The 20,129-nt window shown below is 67.5% G+C and carries 16 protein-coding genes; 12 read left to right on the plus strand and 4 right to left on the minus strand.

The window, feature by feature from the left end; translation table 11 throughout:
* Positions 1-248: 248 nt before the first annotated feature.
* The gene (locus ABE454_RS03010; protein WP_346528900.1) at positions 249-740 is read right to left on the minus strand and encodes a hypothetical protein; all 492 of its coding nucleotides are present in this window, start codon (positions 738-740) and stop codon (positions 249-251) included.
* Between the two features lie 116 nt (positions 741-856).
* Positions 857-2,287: a helix-turn-helix domain-containing protein gene (locus ABE454_RS03015; RefSeq protein WP_346528902.1), complete on the minus strand. Its 1,431-nt coding sequence runs from the start codon at positions 2,285-2,287 to the stop codon at positions 857-859.
* A 169-nt stretch (positions 2,288-2,456) separates the two neighbouring features.
* Between ABE454_RS03015 and aceA the strand changes: the two genes are divergently transcribed.
* Together aceA and ABE454_RS03025 are read left to right on the plus strand one after the other, a co-directional pair.
* Positions 2,457-3,734 (plus strand): isocitrate lyase, encoded by a 1,278-nt coding sequence (gene aceA, locus ABE454_RS03020; RefSeq protein ID WP_346528903.1) that lies wholly within the window; start codon positions 2,457-2,459, stop codon positions 3,732-3,734.
* Between the two features lie 29 nt (positions 3,735-3,763).
* Positions 3,764-3,973, plus strand: coding sequence for a hypothetical protein (locus tag ABE454_RS03025; protein WP_003168852.1), 210 nt, complete (start codon positions 3,764-3,766; stop codon positions 3,971-3,973).
* A gap of 27 nt (positions 3,974-4,000) precedes the next feature.
* Here ABE454_RS03025 and ABE454_RS03030 read toward each other — a convergent pair whose 3' ends face one another.
* Positions 4,001-6,319, minus strand: coding sequence for a hybrid sensor histidine kinase/response regulator (locus tag ABE454_RS03030; protein ID WP_346528905.1), 2,319 nt, complete (start codon positions 6,317-6,319; stop codon positions 4,001-4,003).
* 151 nt (positions 6,320-6,470) lie between these two features.
* Between ABE454_RS03030 and ABE454_RS03035 the strand changes: the two genes are divergently transcribed.
* The 7 genes from ABE454_RS03035 (at position 6,471) to ABE454_RS03065 (ending at position 14,170) form a co-directional block, all read left to right on the plus strand.
* Positions 6,471-7,868 (plus strand): sensor histidine kinase, encoded by a 1,398-nt coding sequence (locus tag ABE454_RS03035; RefSeq protein WP_346528907.1) that lies wholly within the window; start codon positions 6,471-6,473, stop codon positions 7,866-7,868.
* A 179-nt stretch (positions 7,869-8,047) separates the two neighbouring features.
* Entirely contained in the window at positions 8,048-9,478 is a 1,431-nt protein-coding gene (gene pstC / locus ABE454_RS03040; protein ID WP_346528908.1) for a phosphate ABC transporter permease subunit PstC, read from the plus strand.
* Entirely contained in the window at positions 9,471-10,766 is a 1,296-nt protein-coding gene (pstA, locus tag ABE454_RS03045) for a phosphate ABC transporter permease PstA (protein WP_346528910.1), read from the plus strand. The genes pstC and pstA overlap by 8 nt, the downstream gene beginning before the upstream one ends.
* Positions 10,767-10,771: 5 nt before the next feature.
* Complete coding sequence (gene pstB, locus ABE454_RS03050) at positions 10,772-11,641, plus strand: phosphate ABC transporter ATP-binding protein PstB (RefSeq protein WP_346528912.1); 870 nt, start codon at positions 10,772-10,774, stop codon at positions 11,639-11,641.
* 10 nt (positions 11,642-11,651) lie between these two features.
* Positions 11,652-12,398 carry a phosphate signaling complex protein PhoU gene (gene phoU, locus ABE454_RS03055; RefSeq protein WP_346528913.1) on the plus strand — a complete coding sequence of 249 codons (747 nt, stop codon included), beginning with the start codon at positions 11,652-11,654 and terminating at the stop codon, positions 12,396-12,398.
* Between the two features lie 45 nt (positions 12,399-12,443).
* Positions 12,444-13,133, plus strand: coding sequence for a phosphate regulon transcriptional regulator PhoB (gene phoB, locus ABE454_RS03060; protein ID WP_346528915.1), 690 nt, complete (start codon positions 12,444-12,446; stop codon positions 13,131-13,133).
* Between the two features lie 317 nt (positions 13,134-13,450).
* Positions 13,451-14,170: a CPBP family intramembrane glutamic endopeptidase, BDIM_20840 family gene (locus ABE454_RS03065; RefSeq protein ID WP_346528917.1), complete on the plus strand. Its 720-nt coding sequence runs from the start codon at positions 13,451-13,453 to the stop codon at positions 14,168-14,170.
* 4 nt (positions 14,171-14,174) lie between these two features.
* Here the strand turns inward: ABE454_RS03065 and ABE454_RS03070 are convergent, their stop codons facing one another.
* On the minus strand, positions 14,175-15,107 hold the full coding sequence (locus tag ABE454_RS03070) for an Hsp33 family molecular chaperone (RefSeq protein WP_346528920.1): 933 nt from the start codon (positions 15,105-15,107) through the stop codon (positions 14,175-14,177).
* A 191-nt stretch (positions 15,108-15,298) separates the two neighbouring features.
* Between ABE454_RS03070 and ABE454_RS03075 the strand changes: the two genes are divergently transcribed.
* The 3 genes from ABE454_RS03075 (at position 15,299) to ABE454_RS03090 (ending at position 19,907) form a co-directional block, all read left to right on the plus strand.
* Complete coding sequence (locus tag ABE454_RS03075; RefSeq protein WP_346528922.1) at positions 15,299-15,826, plus strand: hypothetical protein; 528 nt, start codon at positions 15,299-15,301, stop codon at positions 15,824-15,826.
* 111 nt (positions 15,827-15,937) lie between these two features.
* Positions 15,938-17,839, plus strand: a complete 1,902-nt coding sequence (gene serA / locus ABE454_RS16145; protein WP_430825524.1) for a phosphoglycerate dehydrogenase — start codon at positions 15,938-15,940, stop codon at positions 17,837-17,839.
* Positions 17,840-18,104: 265 nt separating this feature from the next.
* Positions 18,105-19,907: an autotransporter domain-containing protein gene (locus tag ABE454_RS03090; protein ID WP_346528924.1), complete on the plus strand. Its 1,803-nt coding sequence runs from the start codon at positions 18,105-18,107 to the stop codon at positions 19,905-19,907.
* Positions 19,908-20,129 lie beyond the last annotated feature (222 nt).

Raw genomic sequence — 20,129 nt, forward strand, 5'->3', positions numbered from 1 at the left:
ACGAGAGCGGAGCGATCGTTCTTGCGCGAAAGGGTGAGGGGCTTGTCCTGTCCTTCGGCGTCAGCCGTCGCATAGCCGATCAGCTACGGCCTTCGACCGACTTCAACCGCGAACCCTCACCCTTTGGCTGCTACGCGCCGCCCTTCGGGTCGCCTTAACCAATCGCGTTCGGCTCTTGAAGGCTCAAGCTCTCTCCCATCGGGAGAGGGGAGCTCCCCGGCGCGGCGCCAAGCGAAGAGAGACAAATCTCAACGCTTGACGAAGCGGCCCTCGGCCAGATTGCGGGCCAGACGGTCATAGGCGCGCTGGGCGTCGGTCCATGTCGTGCTGCCGCGGGCGTCGGTCAGGGTCGGGGTGTAGTAGTCGAACTTGACCGGCTGGACCTCTCCCGAGGCGGTCGTCACCGTGCCCTCGACCGCCGCGCCGCCGATCGACAGGCTGCGCATGGAATCCAGACCCGGCTTGTCGGCCAGTTGCTGCATGGTCGGGCGGTTCGGCTTCAGATCGGTGATGACCAGTTCGACGCGGGCGCCGTCCAGGGCGTTGCGCTGGGTCAGCACGCGCTCGACCGTGCGGGTCATGTCGCTGACCTGCTGCTGGACGTCGCGCTCGCCCAGTTCGGCGGCGCCCTTGGCGAAGTCGGGGCTGACCGTCACGACGACGGCCGAGGGTTGGGCGGTCGCTGCGCCCGACAGGGCGAAGGCGGCGGCGAGCGGCGCGATAAAGGCGATATGGCGCATGGTTTCAGGCTCCAGATTCCAGGCCCCCCTGGAACACGGAACAAGATGGCGATGATTTTACCTTTTCGCTAGGGCGCGGCGTATTTTTGCTTGAGAAGCCGTCGGGAGGCCGGAATTCAGGCGAACGGATAGGGGCTGACGGACTTGGACCAGTCGTCGACCGTCAGGGCGCGGCCGACCGGCGGGGCGGCGCGTTCGGCGCAGGGGTGCCTCTCACAGAGTCTGCAGGCCGGGCCGATGGGGGTGACCTCGGGCTTTTGAAGGTCCAGGCCGCGCGCATAGGTCAGGCGGTGCGCGTGTTTCAGTTCACAGCCCAGGCCGATGGCCAGCTCATGCCCCTCGGTGAAGGCGTCCTGGCCCTGACGGTCGACGGTGCGGGCCAGGGTGAACCAGCGCGATCCGTCGGGCGTCTCGATGATCTGGGTGACGACGCGGCCGGGCGTTCTGAACGCCGAGTGCAGCCGCCAGCGCGGGCAGGCGCCGCCGAAGCGCGAGAATGGAAAGGCGCCCGACGCATAGCGCTTGGACACATTGCCCGCCTGATCCACCCGCATCAGGAAGAAGGGCACCCCGCGCGCCGTCGGTCGCGACAGGGTGGTCAGCCGGTGGGCGACCTGTTCGAAACCGACGCCGAACCGGGCCTGAAGCCGGGACAGGTCATAGCCGGTTTCCTCGGCCGTGCGCTGGAAGGCGGCGTAGGGCATCAGCACGGCGGCGGCCAGGGTGTTGGTCAGCGACGTCTTCAGCAGGTTGCGCGTCGGGGCGTCGGGGGCGTTCGCCGCCTCGGTCAGGGCCTGAAGTTCAGCGCCGTGCTCCATCAGGGCCAGTTGGTTGGCGACGGCGAAGGCGCGCGACGACGGGCCCAGCGCGTCGGACAGCAGCAGTCGCCCCCGGTGCGGATCGAAACGGCGGGTCCACTCGACCATGACCTCGGCGGGCAGGGTGCGGACCGTCAGGCCGTGACGGGCGAACAGGCGGGCGCGGGCCAGCGCCTCAAAGCCTTCGTCGGGGGCGGGGGCCTCGGCGTGCAGGGCGTCGTGCAGGGCCTCGCCCAGCGCATCGAGGTCGGGGAAGTGGTTTTGGCGCGACTGGACGTATTCGCGCACCCATTCGGACGGGCTGTCGGTTGGGGCCGCGCCGCCGCCCGCCTCGATCTCGGCTCGGTCGCGAACGCGGCGGTCGGTGAAGGCGCGGTAGAGGCGCAGCACGGCGTCGGCGGCGGCGGGCTGATCCTCGGCCAGTTGCATGATCTCGTGACGCGGCACGGCCAGCCCCTGAAACAGGGGGTCGGCGAAGACTTCGGACAGTTCCGCCTCTGACGCCGGGCCGCCGGACTGGCCGAGATTGCGCAGATCGACGTCATAGGTTTCCGCCAGACGCAGCAGAAGCTGGGCCGAGACGGGGCGCTGATTGCGCTCGATATGGTTCAGATAGGAGGGCGAGACGCCCAGATCCGCCGCCATCGCCGTCTGCGACAGGCCAAGCTCGCGCCGCAGCCGCTTGAGGCGGCCGCCCAGAAACAGCTTGCGATCAGCGGCGGCGTTCATGGCGCGATCATGTCACATCATGACTTCATGGCAAGTGTCATGATGTGACTGTTTGACTTGAATGATGGATGTGCAGGTGTGTCAATCATGACGGCGGCGTGTTCAGGTCTTTGGGACGGCGGCCCATTCTTCCTTCTTGGGGCCGCGCCTTATCGAGACCGAGACGAACATGACGACCTTCGCTGATCTGGTTCCTTCGCCCGCCGGCCGTTTCGACGGCATTGAGCGCCCCTATACGCCGCAGGATGTTCTGCGCCTGCGCGGGTCCGTGCCCGTCACCCATACGCTGGCTGAGCGCGGCGCTAACCGTCTGTGGGAACTGCTGCACTCAGAGCCCTATATCAACGCCCTGGGCGCCGTGACCGGCAATCAGGCGATGCAGATGGTTCGGGCGGGCCTGAAGGCCATCTATCTATCGGGCTGGCAGGTCGCGGCCGACGCCAATACGGCCAGCGCCATGTATCCGGACCAGTCGCTGTATCCGGCCAACGCCGCGCCGGAACTGTGCCGTCGCATCAACCGCACCCTGCAGCGCGCCGACCAGATCGAGCACGCCGAAGGCGGCGCTAAGCGCGACTGGTTCGCCCCCATCGTCGCCGATGCCGAGGCCGGTTTCGGCGGCCCGCTGAACAGCTTTGAAATCATGAAGGCCTTTATCGAGGCGGGCGCCGCCGGCGTCCACTTCGAGGACCAGCTGGCCAGCGAGAAGAAGTGCGGCCACCTGGGCGGCAAGGTTTTGATCCCGACCCAGGCGCATGAGCGCAACCTGATCGCGGCGCGCCTTGCGGCTGACGTCTGCGGCACGCCGACCCTGACGGTGGCGCGCACCGACGCGGAGTCGGCCCAGCTGATCACCTCGGACATCGACGAGCGGGACCACCCCTTCATCGACCGCGAGAACCGTACGCCGGAAGGCTTCTATCGCCTGAAGCCGGGCACGGGCCTGGACCACTGCATCGCGCGCGGCCTGTCCTATGCGAAATACGCCGACCTGCTGTGGTGGGAGACGTCGCACCCCGATCTGGACGACGCCAAGAAGTTCGCCGAGGCGGTCCAGAAGGAGCATCCGGGCAAGCTGATGGCTTACAATTGCTCGCCCTCGTTCAACTGGGAAGCCAAGCTGGACAAGGACACCATCGCCAAGTTCCAGCGCGAGCTGGGGGCTATGGGCTACAAGTTCCAGTTCGTGACGCTGGCGGGCTTCCACAGCCTGAACAACGGCATGTTCGAGCTGGCCAGCGGCTATCGCGATCGCGGCATGGCGGCCTATTCGGAGCTGCAACAGCGCGAGTTCGCCAATGAGGCGACCGGCTACACCGCCACCCGCCACCAGCGCGAGGTCGGCACCGGCTATTTCGACGATGTCGCCACGGTCATCTCTTCGGGTCAGTCGTCGACGACGGCCCTGAAGGACTCGACCGAAACCGCCCAGTTCAACGCCGCCTGAGTTCCACGTTTCACAGGAAAGGACGCATTATGGAACCGCTGAGCAGACCACAGGCCATCATCGACTTCTGTCTGGCGCCGCTGGGGCTCGACGGATCGGGCGAGGGCGAGCGTGAAGCGCGCCGCCGTCTGGAACACGTCATCAAGACGTTCCAGTCCAAGGCGAACCGGCCGCTGAGCGTGGACTTCTCGTCCATGCCCAGCCAGGTCATCAATGAAGCGGCGCACGGCTACGAATAGGCTGCGCCTCATCGCACAGACGAAACCTCAGGCCGCGGCGTTCGCGGCCTGAGGCGTTTTTGCGGTCAGTTCGGCGACCATGGCCAACAGGGCCTCGACGCTGAACGGCTTGGCCATGTGGCGGTCGGCCCCGGCGGCCAGCGCCTTCTCCAGATGTTCGGGCAGGGCGTTGGCTGTCAGCATGACCAGCGGCGCGCGCGGCAGGCCCATCGCCGCTTCGTGCAGGCGGATTTCCTGCACGGCGGTCAGGCCGTCCATCACCGGCATCTGCATGTCCATCAGCACCAGATCGAAGCTTTCCGCGCGATAGGCCTCGACCGCCTCGGCGCCGTTCTCGACCGAGACGAGGTCAAAGCGGGCGGCGTCCAGGATCAGCTCGACGACCCGCCGGTTCGTCGGATGATCGTCGGCGGCCAGAACGCGCAGGCGGGACGTGTCCGCCGCCTCCTGTCCCGGCGCATCGTCGAGGGCGGGGGGATCGGTAAACCCATCCGGCGGCGCGGCCGCCTTGAGCGGCAGGGTCAGGATGAAGGCGGCGCCTTCGCCCGGCGCGCTTTCGCAGCCCAGATCGCCGCCCATCATGGCGGCCAGTTCGCGACAGATGGCCAGCCCCAGCCCCGAGCCGCCATAATGGCGGGTGATGTCGCCGTCGGCCTGTTCAAACCGGTTGAACAGGCGCTGGTGGGTCTTGAGATCGAAGCCGATGCCGGTGTCCTGAACCACGAAACGCAGTTTTTGCGGCGCCTCGGCCGGGACGGCGTCCACCGTCAGGCTGACGAAGCCCGCCGCGGTGAACTTTACGGCGTTGGCCACCAGATTGGTCAGCACCTGTTTCAAACGCAGGGCGTCGCCCTGCACCCAGATCCGGGCCTCGGGGGCGATTTCGACAAGGAATTGCAGCCCCTTGGCCTGAGCGGTTTCGGCATAGAGGCGGGCGGCGTCTTCGACCGCACGAACGAGATCGAAGGGGTCTTCACTCAGCTCCATCCGCCCGGATTCGACCCGCGCCAGGTCCAGGATGTCGCTGAGCAGGGATTTCAGCGTCCGGCCCGAGGACTGGATCAGATCCAGCATCTCCTGCTGCTGGGGCGTCAGGTCGGTGCGCGACAGGGCCTGCGCCACGCCCATGACGCCGTTCAGGGGCGTGCGGATTTCGTGGCTCATATTGGCCAGAAAGCGGCTCTTGGCGCGGTTGGCGGCGTCGGCGGCGTCGCGCGCCTCGGCCAGAACCTCGGCGTTGCGCTTCAATGCGGTAATGTCCGAGCACAGGGTGACGACTCCGCCGCCGGGCGTGGGACGATCCTCGATCTTCAGCCAGCGGTCCCCCAGTTGAAGCTCGCGCGGCGGGGTGATGACGCGGTGGGTGGACAGGCACTGTTCGATCCAGACCTCTTCGCAACCGGCGGCGTCCGGAACCAGCCCGGCGTCCACCGTAGTCCGGACAAGGGTCTCGAAGGCGACGCCCGGTTTCAGCACGCGGCCGAGGTAGGGATTGATCTCTTGAAAGCGGCGGTTCCACAGGATCAGGCGGTCATCGGCGTCATAGACGCTGACGCCGTCGGGCATGGCGTGGATGGCCTCCAGCACCTGGCCCAGGGCGCTGCGCCGCGACCACCAGAGCATGCCGATGAAGAAGGCGGCGACGATGACCGTCAGGACGACGCCCAGCGCCGCCCACAGGGTGATCAGGGTCTGGCTGGCCGTCTGCGCGGGCAACAGCACCTGCGGCGCAGGCGTCAGGCCCACTGCGCCCATGGCGGTGAAATGCAGCCAGCATATGCCGGCCGCCATCAGCGCCGTGGTGGCCGCCAGCCGCCTCCACCGGCTGTTCAGGGGCACGACGGCTGAAGCCGCGAACAGAAGCAGGGCGCCTGTGATGGCCGCCAGCACCTTGGGCGTGTCCCAACTCAGCACGGCGCCGTCCATCCGCATGGCGGCCATGCCGATGAAATGCATGGCGACGACGCCCAGAGCCATGACGACGGCGGCGCTCAGGGAGGCGCGGCGACGCCACACCGTGTCGGCTCCGGCCAGATGCAGGCGCATGGCGGCGCAGAAGGACAGGGTGACGATCAGCAGGGAGGCGACCGTCAACAGGGCGTCGTAACGCACCGCCGCCCCGATGTCGTAGGACAACATGGCGATGAAATGGGTGGCCCAGACGCCCAGCCCTCCGACCAGCGGCGCGGACAGCAGATAGGGCCGCCGCGCGCGGGGCGACAGACGCCGGGCGCGATCGAACAGCACCATGGCGACGGCCAGGCTGAAGACGCAGACCACGACCGCGAAAGACGCGATCCGCCAGTCGTGCTGATGGATCAGCCCGTGCAGGAAGCCGTCCGTCATGACGCTATCCTTTCAACGCCTTGGCGTTCCGCCGTAAATCCGTGAAGAAACCAAGCTAGATACTGATCGTGCATCGACCCGGCCGAATCCGGCGGGCTGACGATGGGCAGTCTGTGTCAGGCTGTTGAACAATGAGATAACGTCGGTCGAAATGCCATACGATCATTCCCCGTCGCCGGTCGCGCCCACCGCTTCGTCCCGCCTGTGGACGGCGGGCGCCAGCGGCGGCGTGGCCATACTGGTGATGGCGGTGCTGGCGGTGATGAAGCCCGAGGTCGCGGGCTGGATGGCGGCGGGGGCGGTCGCGGTGGCCGTGGCGACATGGCTGGTCAACCGCAATCCCCTGACCGAGGTGGATGAGGCGACGTTCGAGCCGGGGGCGGTCGATCTGGGGCCGGACGCGGCCCTGCTGGGCGACGCCTTCGAGGCGCTGGACGATCCGCTGCTGATCATCAGCGGAGGCGAGGCGGACGACATCGCCGGGCGCCGCATCGCCCTGGCCAATGCGGCGGCGCGCGAACTGTTCAGACTGGGCGGAACCGGTGGCGGTCTGCTGGTGTCGGTCATCCGCGATCCGCGCGTGCTGGAGGCGGTGGACGAGGCCCTGTTCGGCGGCATCGGCGGCGAGGTCGACTATGTCGGCGGCGGCGCGCAGGAGCGGTACTGGAAGGCGCTGATCCGTCCCCTGCCGGCGCGCGAGGACTCAAGCTGGGGCGACGGGGCGCTGACGCTGCTGGCCCTGCGCGACGAGACGGACGTGCGCCGCATGGAGAAGATGCGCGTCGACTTCCTGGCCAACGCCAGCCACGAACTGCGTACGCCGCTGGCCTCGCTGTCCGGCTTCATTGAGACGCTGAAGGGCCATGCGCGCGACGACCCCAAGGCGCGCGACAAATTCCTCGACATCATGGCGGTGCAGGCCGACCGGATGCGGCGTCTGGTGGCCGATCTGCTGTCGTTGAGCCGGATCGAGCTGAACGAACACATCGCGCCGCTGGGGCGGGTCAATCTGGCGCGGGCGACGGCCGATGTGGTCGATGCGGTCAGCGTCATCTCGCGCGAGCGGCAGGTGACGGTCCACGCCGAACTGCCGCCCGGCGGCGCAGCCGTGACCGGCGACCGGGACGAGATCGCCCAGGTGGTGCAGAACCTGATCGACAACGCCCTGAAATACTCCAGCGCCGGCGGGACCATAGAGGTCGGCATCGAGATCGACCGCACCCTGGACGAGGCCATGTCGGCGCGGATGACCGAGGGCAACCGCCTGTCGCTGGCCACGCCGGACCGCGAGGCGGGCCAGCGCTACGCCGTCGTCACCGTGCGCGATCACGGGCCGGGCATGGCGCGCGAGCATCTGCCGCGCCTGACCGAGCGTTTCTATCGTGTCGAGGGCCAGAAAAGCGGCGATCGTCAGGGCACGGGTCTGGGACTGGCCATCGTGCGTCACATCATCATCCGTCACCGCGGCGGCCTGTCGGTGGACAGCGCGCCGGGCTGCGGCGCGATTTTCGCCGCCTGTTTCCCGCTGGCGCCGACCACGGAAAACTGAGTGAAACGAAGGAAATACGGTCGAACGCGGATTTCCCGTCACAGGACTGCGACATGACGGACCTGCGCCGTAACATAACTGTCATGCAGCCGTCTTAATCCGCTGACGTATCGCAGGCAGTTTCCGGGCCGAAACGCACCGCACCCGGCGCGTTCTGATTCCTGCGCTGATCGGACCGGATGATCTGGATATTCCTGCTGCTGCTGGTGGCGTTCGCCGTGCTGGCCTATCTGGCCGGGCGGGCGACGGCCGTTCGTCGGGGTCAGGGCGTGAAGTCGCATTCACGGCCCGGACAGCACGGGCTCTACGCCCTGATATGGGTCGGCATTCCGGCTCTGGTCGTGCTGATCGCCGCCTCGGTCTTCTCGACGCCGATCGAGCGTCAGATGATGCTGGCGGGCGCGCCGGACAGCGTGGTCGAGCTTGAACCCTTCCGCCGCGAGGCCTTCTTCGCCGACGCCCGCCTGGTCGGGGCAGGGCAGGAGGCGCGCCAGATCTGGCCCGCCCCCTATGCCGAGGAACTGCCCGCCGAAGGCCGCCGCGCCCACCGCATCGCCGCGAGCCTGAACTGGGGCGGGGGCGTCGCCGCCCTGATCGCCGCCGTGCTGGGCGGCCTGTTCGTCTTCACCCGCATCCGTCCGGACCTGCGCGCGCGCAACCGGGTCGAGGGCTGGATCACCGGCCTGCTGTTCGCCTGTTCGGCGGTGGCGGTGCTGACCACGGCGGGCATCATCTTCTCGCTGGTCATCGATTCCATGCGCTTCTTCAGCATGGTGCCGATCACGGAGTTCCTGTTCGGAACCAAGTGGAGCCCCCAGATCGCCATTCGCGCCGATCAGGTCGGATCGTCGGGCGCCTTCGGCGCCGTGCCGCTGTTCGCGGGCACCTTCCTGATCATGATCATCGCCATGGCGGTGGCGGCGCCCATCGGCCTGTTCTCGGCCATCTATCTGTCGGAGTATTCGGGCCGGAAGACCCGCGCCATGGTCAAGCCGGCGCTGGAGGTTCTGGCGGGCGTGCCGACCGTGGTCTACGGCTTCTTCGCCGCCCTGACGGTGGGTCCGGCGCTGCGCGTCTTCTTCAACAGCATCGGCGACATGCTGATCGGCGGGCCGCTGAACGATCTGGGCCTTTACCTGTCGCTGGTGCAGAACCAGATGGCGCTGGTCGCGGGCGCGGTCATGGGGATCATGCTGATCCCCTTCGTCAGCTCCCTGTCGGACGACATCCTGAACGCTGTGCCGCAGAGCTTGCGCGACGGCTCCTACGCCATGGGCGCCACCAAGTCCGAGACGATCAAAAAGGTGCTGCTGCCCGCCGCCCTGCCGGGCGTCGCCGGGGCCCTGCTGCTGGCCATGTCGCGCGCTATCGGCGAGACCATGATCGTGACCATGGCCGCCGGTCTGGCCGCCAAGCTGACCCTGAACCCGCTGGAGACGGTCACGACCGTCACCGTCCAGATCGTCACCCTGCTGACCGGCGACCAGGAGTTCAACAGCCCCAAGACCCTGGCCGCCTTTGGTCTGGGCCTGACGCTGTTCGTCGTCACCCTGCTGCTCAACATCGTCGCCATGCGCATCGTGCAAGCCTATCGGGAACAGTATGACTGACGCCGCCTCTCCCTCGACCGGCGTCAGCCCGCGCACCCAGCGCCTGAAGAGCCGCCTGCGCGCCCGCTATGCGCGTGAGAACCGCTTCCGCTGGTATGGCCGCGGCGCCATCGGCGTGGCCCTGGCGTTTCTGGTGATCCTGCTGACCAGCATCGTGGCTCAGGGCTACACCGCCTTCTACGCCCACACCGTCACCCTGCCGGTGCATATGGATCCGGCGCGGATCGACCTGGCCTATCCGCAGGGCGCCAATTTCGAGCAGATCGCCGCCGAGCAGCAGGTCCGCCGTCTGGGCGTTCAGGACGACGAAGAGGGGACGAAGGCGGCGGCCATGAAGTCGCTGCTGTCCTCGGAACTGAAGTTCCAGGCCGCCAAGATGGTGGCGCGCCAGCCCAGCCTGCTGGGCCAGACCGTGCCGATCGTCGCCCCCCTGTCGGACGACGCCGAAATGTATCTGAAGGGCAAGATCACCCGCGATCAGCCCGAGGACCAGCGCCGCGTCTCCAATGAGCAGATGGACTGGCTGGACCGGATGAAGGCCTCGGGCGCCATCCGCGCCCACTTCAACGCCGCCCTGTTCACCAAGGGCGACTCGACCCAGCCCGAGTTGGCGGGCCTGCTGGGCGCCGTGGTCGGCTCGGCCCTGATGCTGATGGTGACGGCCCTGATCGCCATTCCGGTCGGCGTCGGCGCTGCGGTGTGGCTGGAGGAGTATTCCCCCCGTAACCGCATCACGGCGATCATCGAGGTCAACATCAACAACCTGGCCGCCGTGCCGTCCATCGTCTACGGCCTGCTGGGTCTGGCGCTGTTCATCAACTTCATGCACCTGCCGCGCGCCAGTCCGCTGGTCGGGGGTCTGGTGCTGGCGCTGATGGCCCTGCCGACCATCATCATCGCCACCCGCTCGTCGCTGAAGGCGGTGCCGCCGTCGATCCGCGAGGCGGCCCTGGCCATGGGCGCCAGCCGCACCCAGACGGTGTTCGGCCACGTCCTGCCGCTGGCCATGCCCGGCGTGATGACCGGCGCCATCATCTCCATGGCCCATGCGCTGGGCGAGACGGCGCCGCTGCTGCTGATCGGCATGATCAGCTTCGTGCCGGGCGTGCCGCACGCCATCGACGAACCCGTCGGCGCCCTGCCGTCGCTGATCTACATCTGGGAGAATGCGTCCGAGCGCGCCTTCCACGAACGGACGGCGGCCGCCATCCTTGTCCTTCTCGCCTTCATGATCGTCATGAACGCCGCCGCAGTCCTGCTGCGCCGTCGCTTCGAACGCCGGTGGTAAATTTGATGAAGTCCCGCATTTTCCGCGCTCCCGAAGGCACGTCGAACGGCGCCGCCGCCGAGGCGACCGGCCTGTCGACCGCCCCGGCCGTCGGCGCACACGCCTCGGCGCCGCTGGGCCCGGTCAAGATCGCCGCGCGCGACGTCTGCGTCTTCTATGGCGAGAAGCAGGCCCTGTTCGACGTCTCGCTGGAGATTCCGGACAAGACGGTGACGGCGCTGATCGGCCCGTCGGGCTGCGGCAAGTCGACCTTCCTGCGGACGATGAACCGCATGAACGACACCATCCCCGGCACCCGCGTGACCGGCCGGATCGACATGGACGGCGAGGACATCAACGATCGCAAGATCGACCCGGTGCTTCTGCGCGCCCAGGTCGGCATGGTGTTCCAGAAGCCGAACCCCTTCCCGAAGTCGATCTATGAGAACGTGGCCTATGGCCCGAAAATCCATGGTCTGGCGTCGTCCAAGGGCGAGATGGACGAGATCGTCCAGAAGTCGCTGAAGCGCGCCGGTCTGTGGGACGAGGTCGCCGACCGCCTGCACTCGCCGGGCACCGGCCTGTCGGGCGGTCAGCAGCAGCGTCTGGTCATCGCCCGCGCCATTGCGGTCGAGCCCGAAGTCATCCTGATGGACGAGCCCTGCTCGGCGCTGGACCCGATCGCCACGGCCAAGATCGAGGAACTGATCGACGAACTGCGCGAGCGTTACTGCATCGTCATCGTCACCCACTCCATGGCGCAGGCGGCCCGGGTGTCCCAGCGCACGGCCTTCTTCCACATGGGCAAGCTGGTCGAGACGGGCGACACCGAAGAGATCTTCACCAACCCGCGCGAAAAGCGCACGCTCGACTACATCACCGGCCGCTTCGGCTGAGGACGCGACGATGAACCAGCATACGGTCAAGGCTTACGGCGACGAGCTGAACCAGTTGACGGCCGAGGTCGTCCGCATGGGCGGTCTGGCCGAGGCGCAGGTGGCGGACGCCATCGAATCCGTCGCCCGCCGCGATGTGGCCCTGGCGAAGGCGGTGGTCGAGCGCGACAACCGTCTGGACATCCTGCACCGCGACATCGAGAAGAAGGCGATCCGCCTGATCGCCCTGCGCCAGCCGGTCGCCAGCGACCTGCGCCGGACGCTGGGGGCGATGAAGCTGGCCTCGGATCTGGAGCGGACGGGCGATCTGGCCAAGAACATCGCCAAGCGGGCGCTGATCCTGGCCGAGGCCGAGCCGATGCAGCCGCTGACCCGCTCGATCGAGCGGATGGGGCGGCTGGTGTCGAACCGTCTGCGCGATGTGCTGGACGCCTATACGGCCTCGGAGATCGAGCGCGCCCTGTCGGTCTGGCAGACCGACGATGAGGTGGACGAGCACTACAACGCCCTGTTCCGCGAACTGCTCACCTATATGATGGGCGACCCGCGCACGATCACGGCCTGCACCCACCTGCTGTTCATGGCCAAGAACCTTGAGCGGATCGGCGACCACGCGACCAATATCGCCGAGACGGTCCACTATGAGATCACGGGCGAGGACATGCTGGGCGAGCGGCCCAAGGCCGTGCCCGGCCCCGGCGAAGAACCGACACCGACCCCGCATCTGTCTGCGTCTCCGGACGCGGCGGACGACTGATCGACCCTGTATTGCTGACGACTTCGACGAACCGGAGAGGCTGACGTGCAACCCTATATCCTGGTGATGGAAGACGAGGACGCCCTGGCCACCCTGCTTCAGTATAATCTGGAGAAGGAAGGCTATGACGTGGCCGTCGCCGCCGATGGCGAGGAGGGGATGCTGCAGGTCGATGAGCGCACCCCCGACCTGATCCTGCTGGACTGGATGCTGCCCAAGCTGTCGGGCATCGAGGTCTGCCGCCGCATCCGCGGCCGGGCCGAGACGCGCAACCTGCCGATCATCATGCTGACCGCGCGCGGCGAGGAAACGGACCGCGTGCGTGGTCTGGACACCGGCGCCGACGACTATATGACCAAGCCCTTCTCGATGACGGAGCTGACCGCGCGCATCCGCGCCGTGCTGCGCCGCATCCGTCCGGGTCTGGCCGACGACCGGGTCAACCACGCCGACATCATCATGGACCGCGTCGCCCACCGCGTCAGCCGCGCAGGCCGCGAGGTGCATCTGGGCCCGACGGAGTTCCGCCTGCTGGACCACTTCCTGAAGCATCCGGGCCGGGTGTTCAGCCGCGAACAGCTGCTGGACGCTGTCTGGGGCTCGGACGTCTATGTCGAGGCCCGCACGGTGGACGTCCACGTCGGCCGCCTGCGCAAGGCGCTGAACGTCGAAGGCACGGTCAACCCGATCCGCACCGTGCGCTCGGCGGGTTATTCGCTGGACCTGAATAACTGAGCCGATGACCCCTGCGGCGTGGGCTACGGCGCTCTACGACGCTCCACGGCGCCCACCCCCCCGCCGTCATCCTCGGGCTTGACCCGAGGATCCAGCCGTCCGCCTGCACGGCGTTGAACGGGTGAGCGCGCCGTCGCCCTGGATCCTTGGGTCAAGCCCAAGGATGACGGCGTGTAGAGGCGGGCAACGGCCCGTATGGGGGCGAAGTTCGGGCGTGTGGGGGCGGGGAGCAGAAGCTTAACTTTTCTTCATCTGCATCCGCCGCCCCCTGCCGCCGCCTCTGAACGACGACGTCGCATCGGGGGGAGGAAAGAGCCATGCCGAACGCAGTGATCGCCATGTTGGGCTGGGTCGGCGCGGTTGCGTTGGCGGGTGGGGCGGCGGCCGTGCTGTCGCGCGGCAAGGTGCGATGGGGCTGGCTGATCGCGGCCCTGTTGCTGATGGCCGTCTATGACACCGTGCTGACGCGCGGCTATGGCCATATCCCGCTGGATTTCGGACCCTCGCGCTGGAACTGGGAGGGCAAGACGCTGGCCGTCCTGCTGTCCCTGGCGGTCGCCAGCCTGCCTGTCGTCGGATGGCGGCGCAGCGGCCTGACCCTGCATCAGGACCGGCAGGGGCTGAAAGGGGCGCTGATCCTGTCGGGCCTGCTGGTCCTGCTGTTCCTCGGGCTGGCGATCGCGATGCCGGGCGAGGGGTTCGACGCCGACAGCCTGGCCTTCCAGCTGACCATGCCGGGGCTGGACGAGGAGATATTCTATCGCGGGGTGCTGCTGCTGATGCTGAACGAGGCGTTCGGGCGGCCGGTCCGCGTGCTGGGCGCGCAGATGGGCTGGGGCGCCGTGCTGACCGCGCTGGCGTTCGGCCTGACCCATGCGCTGGACTATCAGCACGGCGCCTTCACCTTCGACTGGGCGCCGATGGCGACGACGGGTCTGGCGGGGCTGCTGCTGGTCTGGCTGCGCGAAAAGACCGGCAGCGTGCTGCTGCCGGTCCTGCTGCACAACTACGGCAACGCCGTCTTCATGCTGATCTGAGGGATCAGGCCCCGGCCGTTTCCAGCTCGGCCGGGTCGATCTCATAGTGGGTCGAGCAGTATTCGCACGTCACGCGGATCTTGCCGTCGTCCTCGACCATTTCAGCGCGTTCTTCCGCCGGGAAGGATTGCAGCACCGTGGCGATGCGCTCCTTCGAACAGCGGCAGACGGCGGCCAGCGCCTTGGCGCCTTCCAGCCGCACGCCGTCCTCGTGGAACAGACGATACAGCAGGGTCTCGGCGCTGATCGTCGGGTCGATCAGTTCGTCGTCGCCGAGGGTGGCGAACAAGGCGCGGGTGCGCTCCCACACTTCCTCGGTCGAGCCCCGCGACTCGTCGCCGGCGATGACCTGAATCATCGCCCCGCCTGCGCGCCATGTGCGGCCTGCGTCCGTCTCGACCTCGCCGACGGCCAGGCGGACCTTGGTCGGCACCTGTTCGGACTGGGAGAAATAGTGTTCGGCGCACAGCGACAGGCTTTCGCCCTCGATGGGGGTCACGCCCTGGGTGCGTTCAAAGTCGGCGCCGCGGTCCACCGTCATGATGAAGACGCCGCCGCCCAGCAGGGTCTTGGCCCCCGGACGGGCGAAGCCCTCCGACGCCTTGGCCACTTCTTCCGCGTCGAAGCGGCAGAAGCCGCGCAGATGGCCGTCCGTGCCGTAGTCGGCGACGACATAGCGCACGGGGCCGTCGCCCTGGGCCTGAACGATCAGGCGGCCGTCGAACTTCAGCGCCGAGCCGACGATGGCGGCCAGCACGCAGGCCTCGCCCAGCAGGGCGGCGACCGGCTCGGGATAGGCGTGGGCCGACAGCACCTTGTCGACCGCCTCGCCCAGTCGGACCAGACGGCCGCGCACCGGCCAGCCTTCGATCTGGAAGGCGGCGGCGAAGTCGTCCGTCGGGGCGGCGATGGGGGCGTCGGGCGCGTGATCGGTCACGGCGTGAAATCCTGAAAACTGTCGGAAGCGGCGCAACATAGGAAGGCGCGCGCCGTTTGGTAAGGGGAGGGCGTGTCGCGGGCGCCACGGCAAAGCGTGGTTCGGCAAGCTTGACCGGAAGATGGGAACCCTTTGCGCTGAAGCTCGCTCCCTACAATGAAAACAACCGTATCTGTGCAAGAGGTCTGAACATGATGGATCGTGATTTCAACGTCGTGGACGAGGTCCGCAAGCATCCGGGAATCACGGCGAGCGTCGTGGCGGTTCTGGCGGGCGTCGGTCTGGCCGCCATCCTGCTGAACCAACGCAGCGGCCCGACCCGCTATGAGCGCATCAAGGAACGTATGGACCCGCGCGGCTGGTTCGACGCCGAGGCCCTGCGCCACCGCTTTGACGACATCGCGCGCGGCGTGCGCGACGGCGCCGACGATCTGGGCCAGCAACTGGGTCACCGCGCAGCCGAGTTCGGCGATCACGCGAGCGAGCGCGTCGGCCGCTTCAGCGATGAAGCCCGCGACCGCGCCGATGAATGGTATCGCCGCGCCAAGAAGAAGTCGCGCCGTCCGATGCGCCGCTACGCCAAGCAGGCGCGCCGCTATGCCGAGGACGCCGGGGACTTCGCCCGCGATCACGCCAAGGAAGGCGGCGCCCTTCTGGCCGTGGCGACCGTGGCGGCCATCCTGGGCGCCGTGGCGCTTGAAAGCCGCAATCGCTCCTGAAACGGCGACTGAAGGCTGAATTTCTGCCGCAAGCGGTAAATTCATGCGGAAAGGGGCGCGGATGCGCCCCTTTTTATTGCTGCGGATGCGAAGAGGGGCTAGAGGCCGCGCATGATCTCGCCTGTCTTCATCTTCGACTTCGATTCCACCCTGGTTCGCATCGAGACGCTGGAGGCTCTGGCCGACCTCGCGCTCCGGGATGCGCCCGACGCCGCCGAGCGCAAGGCCCGGATCGCGGCCCTGACCGACGACGCCATGAACGGCCGCATCGGCTTCGGCGAGGCGCTGAAACAGCGGCTGGAGCTGCTGGCCCTGCGTCGCGAACACGTCGAGGCCCTGACCGACCGGATTCTGGACGAGGCGACCGTCTCCATCCGCCGCAACGTCGACTTCTTCCAGCGCAACGCCGGGCGCATCTACATCCTGTCCGGCGGCTTCCGCGAAGTGATCGCGCCCCTGGCCGAGCGTCTGGGCGTGCCGGCCGATCATGTGCTGGCCAACGACCTGATCTATGACGACGAAGGCCGCGTGACCGGCGCCGACACGGCCAACCCCCTGTCGCGTGAAAACGGCAAGCCGGAAGTCATCCGCGCGCTGAACCTTGCCAAGACGCTTGGGGGCCCCGTGGTCATGGTCGGCGACGGCTGGACCGACGCCGAGGTCAAGATTCAGGGCGCGGCCGACCGCTTCTACGCCTTCACCGAGATCGTCAGCCGCGACAAGGTGGTCCAGGCCGCCGACGCCGTCGCCTCTTCGCTGGACGAGGTGCTGTACGCCGAGAGGGTGGCTGGGCGCTGGTCCTATCCGCGCAACCGCATCCGCATGCTGCTGCTGGAGAACGTCCACCCCGCCGCCGTCGAGCGGCTGGAGGAGGCGGGCTATTCCGTCGAGACGATGAAGGGCGCGCTGGACGAGGACGACCTGATCGAGGCGATCAAGGGCGTGCACGTTCTGGGCATCCGCTCCAAGACCAATGTCAGCCGCAGGGTGCTGGACGCGGCGGACCGGCTGATGGCCGTGGCGGCCTTCTGCATCGGCACCAATCAGGTTGATCTGGATGCAGCGGCGGACAAGGGCGTGGCGGTGTTCAACGCCCCCTATTCCAACACCCGCTCGGTGGTCGAACTGGCCATCGGCATGATGATCGTCCTGATGCGCGACGTGGCGGACAAGTCGCGCGAGATGCACAAGGGCAAGTGGAACAAGTCGGCGACCGGATCGCGCGAAGTGCGCGGCAAGACGCTGGGCATCGTCGGCTATGGCGCTATCGGCAGCCAGCTGTCGGTGCTGGCCGAGAACCTGGGCATGAGGGTGCTGTTCTACGACCTGTCGGAACGGCTGGCGCTGGGCAACGCCCGGCGGATGCGCTCGCTGGACGCCCTGCTGGCCGAGGCGGACGTGGTGACGCTGCACGTCGACGGCCGCAAGGAGAACACCGCCATCATCGGCGCCGATCAGTTCGCGAAGATGAAGCCGGGCGCCCTGTTCCTGAACCTGTCGCGCGGCCATGTGGTCGATGTGGATGCGATGGCGGCGGCGCTGAAGTCCGGCCGTCTGGGCGGGGCGGCGGTCGATGTCTTCCCCGAGGAGCCGCGCACCAACGCCGATCCGTTCGACAGCCCTCTGGTCGGTCTGGACAAGACCATACTGACCCCGCACATCGGCGGTTCGACCGAAGAGGCGCAGGAAGCCATCGCCGAGTTCGCGGCCGAGCGTCTGCTGGGCTATCTGAACCGGGGCGACACCACCTTCTGCGTCAATCTGCCGAACGTGCAGCTGGCCGAGGTGACGCGCGCGCACCGCCTGCTGCATATCCACCGCAACCAGCCGGGCGTGCTGGCTGAGCTGAACCGCGCCCTCTCGGATGCGGGCCTGAACATTCTGGGCCAGCACCTGAAGACGGACGAGCGGACCGGCTATGTCATCACCGACGTGGACCGCGATTATGACCGCGAGGCGCTGACGGCGCTGAAGCAGCTTCCCGGCACGATCCGCTTCCGCAGCCTGCACTAGGGCTGACTGGTCACCTGAAGGATTGAAGCGCTATCCGTGTAATCCCGCACATCCCGGCGGACGCCGGGACCCAGTGCTTTGGCGTCAACAAGAGTGGCCCAAAGGATAGCTGACCGACTGGCGCCCTTACTGGGTCCCGGCGTCCGCCGGGATGTGCGGGGCAGGGAGCCAGCCATTCCTTTCCCCTGCGTGACCTTGCGTCCTGAGAAAAGCGGCGCAAACTGGGCATAACGACCGCATACGGACGGTCGATGGAGGGAAAATCATGTCTCGTCTTCTTCGCGGAGCGGCGCTGGCCGCCCTGACGCTGGCCGCCGTATCTGTTGCGGGCGCCGCTTCGGCCCAGACCTACAGCCGTCTTGTGGTGTTCGGCGACAGCCTGTCGGACAACGGCAACCTGTATCTTGCGACGGGCGGAACGACGCCTGCGTCGCCGCCGTATGGCGCGGGGCGATTCTCCAACGGGCCGGTGTTCACCGAGCGGCTGGGTTTTGACGCCGCCAACTTCATGGGGCCGGTGACGGGCAGCATCAACTACGCCTTCGGCGGGGCCCGCACCGACAGTCAGGCCGCGCCGCTGGGGATGCGGCTGCAACTGGCCCAGTATCAGCAGCGCGGCGGCAAGTTCGGCGCGGGCGATCTGGTCAGCGTGTTGGGCGGCGCCAACAACATCTTCCAGGGCCTGCCCGCCGCGGGCGCCTCGGCCAATCCGACCGGCGCCATCGCCCCGGTGTCGCTGAGCGCTGCGGCCGACATGAACTTCATCGTGGACGCCATCGCGCAGGCGGGGGCGGGGACCATCCTTGTCACCAACCTGCCCAAGCTGAGCATTACGCCGCAGTTTCGCGGCACGCCCGCCGCGCCTCTGGCCGATTACGCCGTCACCACCTTCAACGGCGCCCTGCTGACAGGCCTGAACACGACGGCGGCGGCGCGGCCGGGGACCAACATCATCGTCATGGACCTGTTCAAGGTCGGCGATGTCATCGCGGGCAACCCCAGCGCCTTCGGCGTGTCGAACGTGACGCAGGCCTGTTTCGACGGCGCGACCCTGTGCTCGAACCCGGACGACTACTTCTATTTCGACGGGGTGCATCCGACGGCCAAGGGACACGCGGTGATCGCGCGTCTGAGCAACGACTACCTCTATTACGGCGATCTCGGCAGCCAGACGGCGGTGCTGGGCGAGACGACCTGGCGCCATCGCGAGGACGCGCTGAGCGATTCCACCGCCGCTCTGTCAGGCCGTGAAGCGTGGGCGGCCGGAACCAGCCTGTCGGTCGAGGCGCTGGCCGACCGCACCAAGACCGATGCGCGCGGTGCGATCGCGGAGGCCAAGTCCGACGGCTATGGCGTGCGGATCGCGCTGGAGAGCGGCACGGACAGCCTGCGCTTCGGCATGGCCGGGTCCTATCGCAACGCCGATGTGGATGCGGGGCCGTTGCGCGCCGACATCGACAGCTTCGGACTGGACCTCTACGGCGGCTGGCGCTCGGGCGATGTCTTCGTCAATGCGGCGGCGGGCGTGGCGCAAGACGACTTCAACGACATCAAACGCCTGACCAGTCTGGCGCCGATCGTTCACACCGGCTCGACGCGCGGCGTCTCGACGGGCGCGCGTCTGCAGGGCGGGATGTGGTTCGATGTGGGCGGCTTCGCCCTGTCGCCCCGCGCGGCGGTGGCGTGGATCAACGCCGATGTCGACGGCTTCTACGAGCAGGGTCCGGCGGCGCAATACAGCTATGCCGACCGCTCGGTGCAGGCGACGACAGCCGAGATCGCCCTGCGCGCCGAGGGCGGGACCGAGCGGGTGCGCTTCTACGCCGAGGGCGGCTATCGCGACAGTCTGAGCGACGACAGCGACGCCGTGCGCACCGGCATCCTGGGCAATCCGGCCAAGGTGCTGGCCCGCGATGTCGACCTGCCGTTCGGCGGGCAGATGCTGGCGGCTGTCGGAATCGAAGGCACGGTCATGGAGCGGCTGAAGGTGTCGATCGGCTATAAGGGTCGCTTCGGCGACCATGCCGACAGCCATATGGCGGCGGTGAAGCTGAGCCTGCCGCTGTAAGAGAGGCCTGTAAGCCCCCTGTCTTTGCTCATCGCAGGGCAGGGGCTGTAATCTTGTGGCCCTGTCTCGCCCCTTCGGCGCCCCATTCCTGTCGCGGTGGAATTGCAAAAGACGGTCAAATCTGGTCGTCGGTGACCTTGGGGCGATCCTGATTTCGCCATGTGTGCGCGTGTTTCGCGCCTGTTCTGACGGCTTTTCCGCGCTGGCGAAGCGCTCAGAATG

This window comes from Brevundimonas diminuta, assembly GCF_039673845.1.
GTDB classification, from domain to species: domain Bacteria; phylum Pseudomonadota; class Alphaproteobacteria; order Caulobacterales; family Caulobacteraceae; genus Brevundimonas; species Brevundimonas diminuta_E.